A 13336-nucleotide genomic window follows, 5' to 3' on the forward strand; every position below is an offset into this window, starting at 1 on the left:
CTCCGGCGCTGCGCGCCACCTCCCCCTGGCGGGGGAGGAATATCTGGATCGGGAAGGCCCGGCAGGTCGCGGGAGGACGTGAAGGATGCCCGCCTTGCCGCTCGCGATCTTTGCGATTCGCTGATCGTGCTGCATCAAGCCATGCACGAAGCTTGCCAACCGCTATGCCGATGCGCGAGAAAGGGTCGTCGCACCGAGCGCGCAGGGGATATCGATGGACGATTTGACCACCTTGGAAACGATCGAGCCGGTGGTCGAAGCCCCGGTCGATGCGGGGCTGTCGGTCGTCTCGATCGCCAAGGCCTATGACAAGAAGGTCGTGCTCTCCGACGTTTCGATGAGCGTCGGGCGCGGCGAGGTCGTCGGGCTGCTCGGGCCGAACGGCGCGGGCAAGACCACCAGCTTCTATTCGGTGATGGGGCTGGTGAAGCCCGATGCCGGGCGGATCATGCTCGATGGCGAGGACATCACCGCGCTGCCGATGTACCGCCGCGCGATCCTGGGGCTGGGCTATCTGCCGCAGGAGACCTCGATCTTTCGCGGGCTGACCGTCGAGAAGAATATCCTGGCGGTGCTCGAACTGGCGGTGCCGGACAAGGCCGAGCGGATGGCGCGGCTCGATACGCTGCTCGACGAATTCGGGCTGACCCGGTTGCGCGATTCGCCGGCGATGGCGCTGTCAGGCGGCGAACGGCGGCGCGCCGAGATCGCGCGCGCGCTGGCGGCGAACCCGTCGATCATGCTGCTCGACGAGCCTTTTGCCGGGATCGATCCGATCTCGATCGCCGATATCCGCGATCTGGTGCGCGACCTGAAGCAGCGCGACATCGGCGTGCTGATCACCGACCATAATGTCCGCGAGACGCTCGAGATCGTCGATCGCGCGTATATCATCTACGACGGGCGGGTGTTGTTCGCCGGGTCGCCCGAGGAGCTGGTGGCCGACGCCAATGTGCGGCGGCTGTATCTGGGCGAGGGTTTCTCGCTTTAGCCATGGCCGCGCGGTTCGCCCCGACCCTGCGTCACCCCAGCGAAGGCTGGGGTCTCGTGCCGCAAGCGGGGGCTTCTCTTCGGGGAGACCCCAGCTTTCGCTGGGGTGACGGGCCGGGTGAGGGGGGCTTCATCGCATGAGCCTCGCGCCGCGCCTCGACATTCGCCAGTCGCAATCGCTGGTGATGACGCCGCAGCTCCAGCAGGCGATCAAGCTGCTGGCGCTGTCGAACCTCGAGGTCGAGGGCTTCATCGCCGAGGAGATCGAGCGCAATCCGCTGCTCGAAAGCGCGGGTGGTGAGGATGGCGACGGCGGCGAGCCGATCGTCGCGGTGCCCGTCGGCGGCGATCCCGTACCCGCCGACGAGCTGCCCGCCGGCGGCAGCGACGCCGACCCGGTGTTCGACGGCGAACTCGCGCTCGCCAACGTGACCGACGACAGCGCCGCCGATTCGATCGGCAGCCTCGATGGCGGGCTCGGGCTCAACGGCGCGAGCGGCGGCGGCGGGGTGGGCGAGGACGGGCTCGACTTCGACAGTTTCGCCGGCGGCGAGCTGAGCCTGGCCGATCACCTGATGGCGCAGGCTGGCACCGCGGTGGCGGGCGCCGACCTGTTCATCGCCGCGCATCTGATCGACCAGATCGACGAATGCGGTTATCTCACGGTGTCGCTGCTCGACGTCGCCAACCGGCTCGGCGTCGCATTGGCGCGGGTCGAGGCGGTGCTGGGGGTGATCCAGACCTTCGATCCCACCGGGGTGGGCGCGCGCAACCTGTCCGAATGCCTCGCGCTGCAGGCCAAGGAGGCCGATCGCTACGATCCGTGCATGGCGCGGCTGATCGACAATCTCGACCTGGTCGCGCGCGGGCAGTTGGCGCAGCTCAAGCGGATGTGCGGCGTCGACGACGAGGACATGGCCGACATGATCCGCGAATTGCGCAGCTACGACCCCAAGCCCGGCTGTCGCTATGGCGGCGAACCGTCGCAGGCGGTGGTGCCCGACCTGTTCGTCGCGCGGCGCGGCACCGGCTGGGCGGTCGAGATCAACGCTGCGACGCTGCCGCGCGTGCTGGTCAACCGCGCTTATTATGTCGAACTGTCGGGGGGCAGCCACGACAAGGCGTCGAAGACCTGGCTCGCCGATTGCCTCACCAGCGCCAATTGGCTGGTCAAGGCGCTCGACCAGCGCCAGCGCACGATCATCAAGGTGGCGAGCGAGATCGTGAAGCAGCAGGAGGCGTTCTTCCTCCATGGCGTGGCGCATTTGCGCCCGCTGACGCTAGCGCGCGTCGCCGAGGCGATCGAGATGCACGAATCGACGGTCAGCCGGGTGACGAGCAACAAATATCTCAGCTGCGCGCGCGGCCTGTTCGAGCTCAAATTCTTCTTCACCTCGGCGATCCAGTCGGCCGATGGCGGCGAGGCGGTGTCGGCGCAGGCGGTCAAGGCGGCGATCCGCGCGCTGATCGCGGGCGAGGGGGCAAAGATCCTGTCGGACGACACGCTGGTCGAGCTGCTCAACGCGCGCGGCTTCGACATCGCGCGGCGAACGGTGGCGAAATATCGCGAGGCGCTGGGGATCGGGAGTTCAGTGCAGCGCCGGCGGGCGAAGGCGTTGGAGGGGTAGTACGTCGCGCCTTCACAGGCCCTCACCCTATCGGCGCTTCGCGCCTCTTCCCTCTCCCGCCTGCGGGAGAGGGAGGGAGCGGCGTAGCCGCGGAAGGGTGAGGGCCTTTTTCTTCCCTCCTCCCTGAAAGGGAGGGGTCGGGGGTGGGTGGGGGCCTCGTAGATACGGCTACTCGCGCGGCCGGGGTTGCCGTATCGCGAGCAATCGACCCACCCCCAGCCCCTCCCTTTCAGGGATGGGCGTTTTTGCGCCATCCGCCCTTCGCCTTCTTGGCTTCCACGTGTAACGCTCTGACCAGCCATGGATCTGTATCTTCCCATCGCCAACCTGTCGGTCAACGCGCTCGTCATCATCGCGCTCGGGCTCGGGGTCGGGCTGCTGTCGGGGATGTTCGGCGTCGGCGGGGGGTTTCTCACCACGCCGCTGCTCATCTTCTACGGCATTCCGCCGACCGTCGCGGCGGCTTCGGCGGCGTCGCAGGTTACCGGCGCCAGCGTGTCGGGGATGCTCGCGCATAGCCGGCGCAAGGGGGTCGATTACCATATCGGCGGGGTGATGGTCGCGGGCGGGGTGCTGGGGTCGTTGATCGGCGCCTGGCTGTTCGAAGTGCTGCGCGCGACTGGGCTGATCGATACCGTGATCGCGATCCTGTACGTGCTGATGCTCGGGTCGATCGGCGGGCTGATGCTCAAGGAATCGGTCGACAGCATCCGCGTGACCAAGGGGCATCGCCCCGCACCCGCGCGGCGGCGGCGGCATCATCCGCTCATCGCCGCGCTGCCGATGCGCTGGCGCTTCTATCGATCGGGGCTGTACATTTCGCCGCTCGCGCCGCTGATCCTGGGCGTGTTGACGGGCATCCTGACGATGCTGCTCGGCGTCGGTGGCGGGTTCATCCTCATTCCGGCGATGCTGTATCTGCTCGGCATGTCGACCCAGGTCGTCGTCGGCACCTCGCTGTTCCAGATCGTGTTTACCACCGCCGCGGCGACGATGGTGCATGCCACCACCACCAAGGCGGTCGATATCGTGCTCGCGGTGCTGCTGCTGTTGGGATCGGTCGCGGGCGCGCAGATCGGGTCGCGGCTGGCGCAGAAGATGCGGCCCGAATATCTTCGCCTGGCGCTTGCGCTGCTGGTGCTGATCGTCGCAATCCGGATGGGGCTGGGCCTCGCCTGGCGTCCGGGCGAGCTCTACTCGGTCGAGGCGGCATGATCGCGCGGATCCTGGGGCTGGTGCTGGCGGCGCTGCTGCTCGGCGGCGCCAAGCCGGTGCTGGTGCCCGACGTCTCGCAGCGCGATATCGAGATCGTCTATTCGTTCACCGGCGCCGAATTGCTGCTGTTCGGCGCGATCCTCTATCCCGATCGCAGCCTGCCCGATCCCGATGCCGACCCCGCCGAGATAGTCGTGGTGGTACGCGGGCCGGTGCAATCGGTGATGATGCGCCAGAAGGAGAAGATCGCGGGCATCTGGGTGAACGCCGAATCGATGCGCTATCGATCGGTGCCGTCCTTCTACGCGATCGCCTCGTCGAAGCCGATCGAGCGGATCGTCGACGAGCGCACCCGCGCGATCTACGAACTCGGGCTCGACAGTCTGCAATTGTCGCCGATCACCAGCGCGCCTGCCGACCTGCAGACGCGTTTCGTCCAGGGGCTGATCGACCTGCGCCGCCGCACCGGGTTGTTCGCCGAAGCCCCCGAAGCGGTCGAGATCACCGACGGCGTCCTCTATCGCGCGCGGATCGCGATCCCCGCGCGGGTGCCGGTGGGGCGCTTCACCGCCGAAACCTTCCTGATCCGCGACGGCCGCGTGCTCGCCGCGGCGGTGCGCGAGATCGACATCCGCAAATCGGGGTTCGAGCGATTCGTCGCGCGCGCCGCCGAGAATCAGTCGGTGCTGTACGGCCTGATCGCGGTCGCTTTGTCGGTGTTGTTCGGCTGGGGCGCGGGCGCATTGTGGCGGCGATTCTGATCGTTCACCGCCGATCTTTTGCCCGAGGTACGAACGCAATCTTTACTAACGCCCGCCTATGATCCTCGCTCGTTGTTAGTTGGGCGAGTGTTTCGATGGATATGCCGGCAGGGCGCGATCTGGCGCGGGCGATGAGCGACGATGCCGCCCCGGTCCCGCCGGGGCGCGTATTGGCCGCGCCGATCGGCCTGGTCACCGATATCGGCGGCGCGGGCAGCCAGATCGTGATGGACCGCACGACGATCGAGGCGCTGCGCGGCGATGCCGATCCGGCGATCGCGGGCGCGGGGCAGGTGGGGGCGCAGGTGAAGATGCGCGTCGGCATGACCTGGCTGGTCGCCAACATCCGATCGCTCAAGCTGGCGAGCGGCGGCCATGGCGACATCGCCGCGCAGATCGACTTCCTGGGCGAGGGTGACGAGGAGCGGCTGACGGGCAAGCTCTACAAATTCCGCCGCGGCGTCACCCGCTATCCGACGCCGGGCTGCGAAGTGTTTCCGGTTTCGACCTCGGACCTCAAGCAAATCTATTCGACCGACGACCGCCCCAATGTCGAGGTCGGCACCGTGTACCCCTCGCGCGACATCCGTGCCGCGCTGTATATCGACGCGATGCTCGGCAAGCATTTCGCGCTGCTCGGGTCGACCGGCACCGGCAAGTCGACCGCCGCCGCGCTGATCCTTCACCGCATCTGCGAAGCTTCGCCGCAGGGGCATATCGTGATGGTCGATCCGCACGGCGAATATGCCGCGGCGTTCAAGCATAACGGCGCGATCTTTGACGTCGGCAACCTCGCGATGCCTTATTGGCTGATGAATTTCGAGGAACATTGCGAGGTGTTCCTGACCAGCGATGGCAACGACCGGCAGGTCGATGCCGACATCCTCGCCAAATGCCTGCTCGCGGCGCGCGGCAAGAACCGCCTGGCCGCCGACGTCAAGCTGACGGTCGATTCGCCGATCCCGTATCTGCTGAGCGACCTCACCAATCTGGTGCAGCTCGAAATGGGCAAGATGGACCGCGCGGGCGACAGCGCGCCCTATCTGCGGCTCAAGACCAAGATCGACGAGATCAAGGCCGATCCGCGCTATTCGTTCATGTTTTCGGGCATGTTGGTCGCCGATACGATGGCGAGCTTCCTCGCGCGGATGTTCCGCCTGCCCGCGCAAGGCAAGCCGATCTCGATCATCGACGTCTCGGGCGTACCGTCCGAAATCACCTCGGTCGTCGTGTCGGTATTGAGCCGGATGGTGTTCGATTTCGCGATCTGGTCACGCGGCGAAACGGTTCGTCCCATATTGCTGGTGTGCGAGGAAGCGCATCGCTATGTGCCCAACGAGCGTAACGCCGACGGGTCTTCGGTCGGCAGGATCCTTAGCCGGATCGCCAAGGAAGGGCGTAAATACGGCGTGTCGTTGGGGCTTATCACACAGCGGCCGTCGGACCTCGCCGAAGGCGTCCTGTCGCAGTGCGGCACCATCATAGCGATGCGGCTGAACAATGATCGCGACCAAGCGTATGTAAGGGCAGCGATGCCCGAGGGTGCGCGCGGGTTCCTCGATTCGATCCCCGCGCTGCGCAACCGCGAGAGCATCATCTGCGGCGAAGGCGTTTCGACCCCGATCCGCGTTTTGTTCGACGATTTGGAAGAAAATCGTCGTCCGGCCTCGGCTGACCCTTCTTTCGCCCTATTGTGGCGCGAGAGCGGCGGCGAGGAGGGTGTGATCGATCGCACCATCCGCCGCTGGCGCAGCCAACGGCACTAAAGAGTTTCACGAATCCCGTCCCCTTTCTGGGTGCGGGCGGGAGAGGGGCCTACGGACAGCAATCAGTTCGCCTCTCTCCCCACCACTTCAGGCAGCGGCGGTGCGCGGCAACAGGCCGCCCGTCGCTGCCCCGGCCCACACTCTACTCGGGCCGCAATTCCTCGCTACTGGCCTTTCGGGCAGCGCCCACCGGCACCGCCATCAGGCTGGCTACCTTCGATCGGAACGCCGACAGGTCGCTGCCGGTCAGCCGCTGGACGGTCGAGAAGGATACCGACTGCGGATTGATCGGGGTGCCGCTGCGCCACAATTCGTAATGGAGATGCGGCCCGGTCGACAAGCCCGTCGATCCGACATAGCCGATCACCTCGCCGCGCGCGACGCGGGTCCCCGAACGCACCGCGATCCGGCTCATATGGCCATAGCCGGTGGCCAGCCCCGCGCCGTGGCTGAGCTTCACGAAATTGCCATAGCCGCCGTTGCGCCCGGCGAAGCTGACCACGCCGTCGCTCGCCGCGCGGATCGCGCTGCCATAAGGGGCGGCGAAGTCCATGCCCTTGTGCAGCCGGCGGAAGCCGAGCACCGGATGGCGGCGCCAGCCAAAGCCCGACGAGATGCGCGCCGAAACCGGCATCTGCATCGTGCCCTTGCGCTCGCCGGTGCCGCTGGGGTCGTACCACACGGTCTTGCCGTCCTGCTCCCAGCGCACCAGCCGCACGTCGCGCGCGCCCTGGTCGATCCCGGCATAGACCAGGTTGCCCAATTGCACTTCGCCGGTGGCGGCGCGCGCGCGCTCGACGATCAGGTCGAATTCGTCGTCGGCGGCGATCCGCGTCATCGACAGCTTGGCCGAGATCGACTTGATGAACGCCTCGACCGCGCGTGCCGGCGCCCCCGCGGCGCGCGCCGAGCGATAGAGGCTCGAACCCACCCGCCCGCGAATCCGCAGCGGGGTGTTGTCGATCGCGATCGGAATCCGCCGCAGCGCGAGCCCGTCGCCGGTGCGCAGCAGTTCGAGCGCGAGATCGAACCGCGCGCGAAACGCCAGCTTTTCGAGCGGGCGCGGCACCGTCTTCGACGCGCGGCGGCCGAGCGTCACGTCGAGCCGGGTGCCGGGGCGGATCGCCTCGAGCGCGACGGTGCTGGCGACCAGATCGGCGGCGCGTTCGGCCTCGGCGGCACCGACCCCGGTGCGCGCGAGTGCCCGGCGAAGCGCATCGCCGGTGCCCAGCGTCGCGCTCAATTCGATGATCGGCCGCTCGGGGGTGTCGGCGAGGACCGCGACCGCGTTGGTCGCGCCCATCCGGCGGCCGGTGGTTGCGCCGAACGCCAGCGGCGCGATCGATTGCGACGCGAGTTCGTCGCGATCGGTGGTGGTGATGCCGTCGGGGATCTGCGCGACCAGCCGCCGCTCAAACCCCGGCGAAAGCAGGATGGCGAAGCTGCACAGGGCCGCGCAGGTGGCGGCACCGCGAACCCATTGCCGCGAGCCGATTTGCGATCCGAGATCGGGAACGAAGTTGATTTCGTCGAGTCGTGCAAGGAGCCGCGTGCGCAGGCCTGTCGCCCGATCGCGCGGGAGCGTCGCGTGTGCGCGGCCGAATGCCAGCGCGCTGGCACCGCCACCGCCGGTCAATCCAAGGTCGTTGCGCAAGAACAAGAGTGTGGCCGCCCCAGACAGATGCGACCGCCCCGCTCCGGCCGCTGAGAAGGCGACTGTGGAACAAGAGGTTTAAAGTCAAATTAACCCGGCGCGGCAGGGGAACGAACTGCGACAAGGCGTTTTGCACGGGCGGCAGGCGCCCCGAATCCCGCCCCAACGTGATCCTCCCCCGCCAGGGGGAGGTGTCAGCCAAAGGCTGACGGAGGGGAGGGAAGCGACACGCGTCGGTATTCCCCACCAAGGTCCCCCATCCGCCCCCTCCGCCGGGCGCGAGCGCCCGCCACCTCCCCCTGGCGGGGGAGGATTGGGGTGGGCGGCAGCTCGTGCATTTGGCGCCGGGCCGAAGCGAAGCGCGCCCCAACGTGATCCTCCCCCGCCAGGGGGAGGTGTCAGCCAAAGGCTGACGGAGGGGGAGGGAAGCGACACGCGTCGGCATTCCCCACCAAGGCCCCCCCTCCGCCCCCTCCGCCGGGCGCGAGCGCCCGCCACCTCCCCCTGGCGGGAGAGGATTGGGGTGGGCGGCAGCTCGTGCATTTGGCGCCGGGCCGAAGCGAAGCGCGCACCAACGTGATCCTCCCCCGCCAGGGGGAGGTGTCAGCCAACGGCTGACGGAGGGGGAGGGAAGCGATGCCCGTCGGTATTCCCCACCAAGGTCCCCCCATCCGCCCCCTCCGCCGGGCGCGAGCGCCCGCCACCTCCCCCTGGCGGGGGAGGATTTTGGGGCGGGCAGGAGTCGGCACGAATGTACGCTTGCGCATGGCCTTCGCACCCCCGATGTTGTTCGGGCGATGAGCCAGTCCGAGCGTAGCCCCGTTACCGCCGTGCTTGGCCCGACCAACACCGGCAAGACCCATCTCGCGGTCGAGCGCATGGTCGCGCATTCCAGCGGTATCATGGGGTTTCCGCTGCGGCTGCTGGCGCGCGAGGTTTATGATCGGATCGTCGCGCTGAAAGGGCCGAGCGAGGTCGCGTTGCTGACCGGCGAGGAAAAGATCCTGCCGCCCAAGGCGCGCTGGTTCCTCTGCACCGCCGAATCGATGCCAACCGACCGCGACGTGGCCTTTGTCGCGCTCGACGAAGCGCAGTTGAGCGCCGATCCCGAGCGCGGCCATGTCTTCACCGATCGCCTGCTGCGCGCGCGCGGGCGCGAGGAGACGATGATCCTGGGATCGGCATCGCTCAAGCCGATGCTCAAGGCGCTGGTGCCCGAGGCCGAGATCATCGGCCGCCCGCGCTTTTCGACGTTGAGCTATGCCGGCGCGCGCAAATTGTCGCGCTTGCCCAAGCGAAGCGCCATCGTCGCCTTCTCGGTCGAGGAAGTCTATGCCGTTGCCGAGGCGATCCGGCGGCTGCGCGGCGGCACCGCGGTGGTGATGGGCGCGCTTTCCCCCCGCACCCGCAACGCGCAGGTGGCGATGTTCCAGGCGGGCGAGGTCGATTATCTGGTCGCGACCGACGCGATCGGCATGGGGCTCAACATGGACGTCGCGCACGTCGCCTTCGCCTCGCTCCACAAGTTCGACGGGCGGCGCACCCGCCGGCTCACGGTCGCCGAAATGGCGCAGATCGCGGGGCGCGCGGGGCGGCACCAGCGCGACGGCACCTTCGGCGCGCTGCACGAGGAAGGGCCGAGCGCCTTCGGTCCCGAGGAAGTGATGGCGATCGAGGAGCATCAGGTGCCGCCGCTGCGCCAGCTTTACTGGCGCGAAGGCGAACCTGACTTCGCTTCGCTCGACGGCCTGATCGCCAGCCTGGAGATGCGCCCGGCGCACCCGATGCTGCGCGCCGCGCCGCAGGCGATCGACCTGGCGGTGCTCAAGCGGCTGGCCGACGAAGATTGGGTCCGCGCCCGCACGCGATCGCCCGCGATGGTGCAGCGTTTATGGGCGGCGTGCGGCCTGCCCGATTTCCGCAAGCTGGGGCTCGACCCGCATTCGCGCTTCGTCGGTCGCGTGTTCGGGCATTTGTCCGAGGGCAATGGCCATTTGCCGCACCAATGGTTCGCCGACGAGATTGCGCGGCTCGACCGGACCGAGGGCGATGTCGAAACGCTCGCGGGGCGGATCGCGGGTGCGCGAAGCTGGGCCTATATCGCGCATCGCAAGGACTGGCTGCTCGATCCGACGCATTGGGCCGAGCGCACCCGCGCGATCGAGGAGCGGCTGTCCGACGCGCTCCACGCCAGCCTGCAACAGCGTTTCGTCGACAAGCGGACGACGGTGCTGCTGCGCAAGATCGGCGCCGATGCCAGCGCCTTGCCGGTGACGATCGGCGGCGATGGCGAAGTGCTGGTCGACGAACAATTGCTCGGGCGGCTCGACGGGTTTCGCTTCACCGTCGCCCCTGATGCGCGCGCGGGCGACAAGCGGATGTTGCTGGCGGCGGCGGAGAAACGGCTCGCGGGCGAATGGAAGCGGCGCGGTGACGCGCTGGTCGCCGCCGACGATCGCGCGCTGGCGCTGGTGGGCGATGCGGGCGAGCAACCCGCGATCGCCTGGGACGGGCATGTCGTTGCGCGCCTCTTGGGCGGTGCTGCCACCGCACGCCCGGTGGTCCGGCTCGATCGGACGCTCGATTGCCTCGAACGCGCGGGGCGTGATGCGGTGGCGGCGCGGATCGAGCGCTGGGTTACCGAGCAGTTGCGCCGCCACGTCCCCGCCCTGGTATGGCTCGACAAGATCACCCGCGATCCTGCCGCCCCCGCGGCGCTGCGTGCGGTCGCGACCGCGCTGGGCGAGGCGGGCGGGATCGCGCCGCGCGCCGATATCGCCGAGGCGGTGGCGGCGCTCGACGGGCAGGCGCGGCAATGGCTGCGCAAGGCGGGGCTGGTGATCGGCACGCTCGATGTGTTCGACCCGCGCCTGCTCAAGCCGGTGCCCGCGCGCTGGCGGCTGGCGCTGCTCGCTGCGCGGCGCGGCGAGGCGATCGGCGCGGCGGTGCCGGTCGGCGCGACGGTGCTGCCGTCGGGCGATGCGTCGCTGCAAAGCGGCTTCCGCCCGATCGGCGGCCAGGCGGTGCGAGTCGATCTGGTCGAACGGATCGCGCGCGCTGCGCATGACGCGCGCGCGGGTCGGGCGCCGTTCATCCCCGATCCCGCGCTTGCTACCTCGATCGGGCTGTCGTCCGAAAGCTTCGCCAGGCTGATGGTGTTGCTGGGCTTCCGCGGCGAGGCGCAGCCCGAGGGGCCGCCGCATTGGAAATGGCGCGGCAGCCGCACGCCGCGCCCCGCGCCGGTGGCGGCGAGCCCGGGCAATGCCTTTGCCGCGCTGCGCGAACTGGTCGCCGGGAATGGCTAGCATGGGGGCTGGCGCGGCGGCGGGGGCCGAGATGCGGCTCGACCTGTTCCTTTGGTATGCGCGCTTCGCCAAGTCGCGATCGATCGCGCAGCGAATCGCCGAGGCGGGTACCCTGCGGCTCGACGGCCGGCGGATCGAGCGCAGCTCGGCCTGCGTCCGCGTCGGGTCGGTGCTGGCGTTTCCGCTGCACGGCAACGTCCGGGTGGTCCGGATCGAGGCGCTGCCGGCACGCCGCGGACCGCCCGCCGAGGCCGCCCTGCATTACACCGCACTGGACCTTGCCAGCCCCAAGGGCGTTGACGTTCAGCATGGTGCGGCATAGCAGCATCCCCGACCCGCCTTCTGGAGCAACACTGCCAATGACCTACGTCGTCACCGACGCCTGCATCCGCTGCAAGTATATGGATTGCGTCGAGGTCTGCCCCGTCGATTGCTTCTATGAGGGCGAGAATATGCTGGTGATCAACCCCAGCGAATGCATCGATTGCGGCGTTTGCGAGCCCGAATGCCCAGCCGAAGCGATCCTGCCCGATACCGAGAGCGGGCTCGAGCAATGGCTCGAGCTCAACAACACCTTCTCGGCGCAATGGCCCAACGTCACGCGCAACGCCGGCCAGACCCCCGACGATGCCGACGCGTTCAAGGGCGTCGCGAACAAGTTCGAAGAGCATTTCTCGCCCGAACCCGGCGCCGGCGACTGACGTTCTTCCCCTCCCGCGAGCGGGAGGGGGAACGATCTAACTTCCGTTCGTTTCGAGCGAAGTCGAGAAACCACGACCCGGATGTTACGCGGCGGTTTCTCGACTACGCTCGAAACGAACGGGATGGAGTATCCGCTCGAAATTCACGGGACGGGCTAGACCGGCCAGCTATTTCTTCATTGCTTCGAGCAGCCGCTTGACCTCCTGGCTGCGCCCGCGCGGCAGGATCAGCACATCGTCGCCGCTCGCGACCACGATCAGGTCGGACACGCCTACCAGCGCGACTCGCTTGCCGTCGGCGCGGACGAAGCAATTGGCGGTGTCGATCGCCACCACGTCGCCGCGGCAGACGTTACCGCCGGCATCGCCTTCGCTGATCGCGTGCAGCGCGTCCCAGCTGCCGACGTCGCTCCAGCCCATCGCCACCGGCACCACCGCGACGCGATCGGCCTTTTCCATCACCGCATAATCGATCGAATCAGAGGGGGAGGCGGCGAAGGCTTCGGCATCGGGCCAGATCCGGTTGCCCTCGCGCCGCGCCTTTTCCATCGATTGCTCGGCTGCGGCGAGCATCTCGGGGGCGTGCGCCGCAAGCGCTTCCAGATACATGTCGGCGCGGAACAGGAAGATGCCGCCGTTCCAGGCATGGTCGCCGCTCGCGACCATCGCCTCGGCCTGCTCGCGCGGCGGCTTCTCGACGAAGCGCTCGACGCGGTGGACCCCGTCGGCGATCGCCTCGCCGACCTGGATATAGCCATAGCCCGTCTCGGGCGCGTCGGGGGCGATCCCGAAAGTCACGAGCCAACCCTCGGCCACCATCGGAATCGCGCGGTGGATCGCGGCGTGGAAGGCGGGCAGGTCGGCGATGACATGGTCCGACGGCATCACCAACAGCGGCTGCGCGCCGCCGCCCGCGGCGATCGCCGCCAGCGCGATCGCGGGCGCGGTGTCGCGGCCAGCGGGCTCGAGAATCAGCGACGCCGCGACGGCGTCGACCGCGGCGAGCTGCGCGTCGATCAGGTCGGCATGATAGGCGTTGGCGACGACGATCGGCGGCGCGAAGCGCTCGGCGATGCCCGCGCGCTGCGCGGTGAGCTGGAGCATCGTCTGGTCGGCGGTCAGCGCGAGCAGCTGCTTAGGCATTTCGGGCCGCGACATCGGCCATAGCCGGGTGCCCGATCCGCCGGAAAGGATGACGGGGATGATCGGGTTCGACGATGTCATGCAACAGTCTTTCTTTAGGGTGCCGCCGCTATAGGCGGACCAAAGGCGCAGGGAAAGCGGCCAAGGCTGGTACCAAACGCGCGGCGTTCAGC

The 13336-nt window shown here is 68.3% G+C and carries 10 protein-coding genes; 8 read left to right on the forward strand and 2 right to left on the reverse strand.

Annotated elements, in window-relative coordinates:
* The first annotated feature begins 214 nt into the window (after positions 1–214).
* From lptB to OKW76_RS15820, 5 genes are all read left to right on the forward strand, one after another.
* Complete coding sequence (gene lptB / locus OKW76_RS15800) at positions 215–991, forward strand: LPS export ABC transporter ATP-binding protein (RefSeq protein WP_265549901.1); 777 nt, start codon at positions 215–217, stop codon at positions 989–991.
* A gap of 136 nt (positions 992–1127) precedes the next feature.
* A complete protein-coding gene (rpoN, locus tag OKW76_RS15805) occupies positions 1128–2618 on the forward strand; it encodes an RNA polymerase factor sigma-54 (RefSeq protein WP_265549903.1) in 1491 nt (496 codons plus the stop codon).
* Between the two features lie 300 nt (positions 2619–2918).
* Positions 2919–3833 (forward strand): sulfite exporter TauE/SafE family protein, encoded by a 915-nt coding sequence (locus tag OKW76_RS15810; RefSeq protein ID WP_256506810.1) that lies wholly within the window; start codon positions 2919–2921, stop codon positions 3831–3833.
* Positions 3830–4594 (forward strand): TIGR02186 family protein, encoded by a 765-nt coding sequence (locus tag OKW76_RS15815; protein WP_265549905.1) that lies wholly within the window; start codon positions 3830–3832, stop codon positions 4592–4594. Before OKW76_RS15810 ends, OKW76_RS15815 begins: the two co-directional genes overlap by 4 nt.
* Before the next feature lie 131 nt (positions 4595–4725).
* Positions 4726–6360: an ATP-binding protein gene (locus tag OKW76_RS15820; RefSeq protein ID WP_265553041.1), complete on the forward strand. Its 1635-nt coding sequence runs from the start codon at positions 4726–4728 to the stop codon at positions 6358–6360.
* A 142-nt stretch (positions 6361–6502) separates the two neighbouring features.
* On the opposite strand, the gene OKW76_RS15825 is transcribed toward OKW76_RS15820, so the two are convergent.
* A complete protein-coding gene (locus OKW76_RS15825; protein WP_265549907.1) occupies positions 6503–8014 on the reverse strand; it encodes a M23 family metallopeptidase in 1512 nt (503 codons plus the stop codon).
* Between the two features lie 797 nt (positions 8015–8811).
* On the opposite strand from OKW76_RS15825, the gene OKW76_RS15830 reads away from it, so the two are divergent.
* From OKW76_RS15830 to fdxA, 3 genes are read left to right on the forward strand one after another with little or no spacing between them, the layout of a single operon-like run.
* Complete coding sequence (locus OKW76_RS15830; RefSeq protein WP_265549909.1) at positions 8812–11319, forward strand: helicase-related protein; 2508 nt, start codon at positions 8812–8814, stop codon at positions 11317–11319.
* The gene (locus OKW76_RS15835; protein ID WP_265549911.1) at positions 11312–11641 is read left to right on the forward strand and encodes an RNA-binding S4 domain-containing protein; all 330 of its coding nucleotides are present in this window, start codon (positions 11312–11314) and stop codon (positions 11639–11641) included. Before OKW76_RS15830 ends, OKW76_RS15835 begins: the two co-directional genes overlap by 8 nt.
* 37 nt (positions 11642–11678) lie before the next feature.
* Positions 11679–12020, forward strand: a complete 342-nt coding sequence (gene fdxA / locus OKW76_RS15840) for a ferredoxin FdxA (RefSeq protein ID WP_265549914.1) — start codon at positions 11679–11681, stop codon at positions 12018–12020.
* A gap of 168 nt (positions 12021–12188) precedes the next feature.
* Here fdxA and OKW76_RS15845 read toward each other — a convergent pair whose 3' ends face one another.
* The gene (locus tag OKW76_RS15845) at positions 12189–13244 is read right to left on the reverse strand and encodes a mannose-1-phosphate guanylyltransferase/mannose-6-phosphate isomerase (protein WP_265549915.1); all 1056 of its coding nucleotides are present in this window, start codon (positions 13242–13244) and stop codon (positions 12189–12191) included.
* Positions 13245–13336: the final 92 nt, after the last annotated feature.

It is taken from the genome of Sphingomonas sp. S1-29 (genome assembly GCF_026167545.1).
GTDB lineage: Bacteria > Pseudomonadota > Alphaproteobacteria > Sphingomonadales > Sphingomonadaceae > Sphingomonas.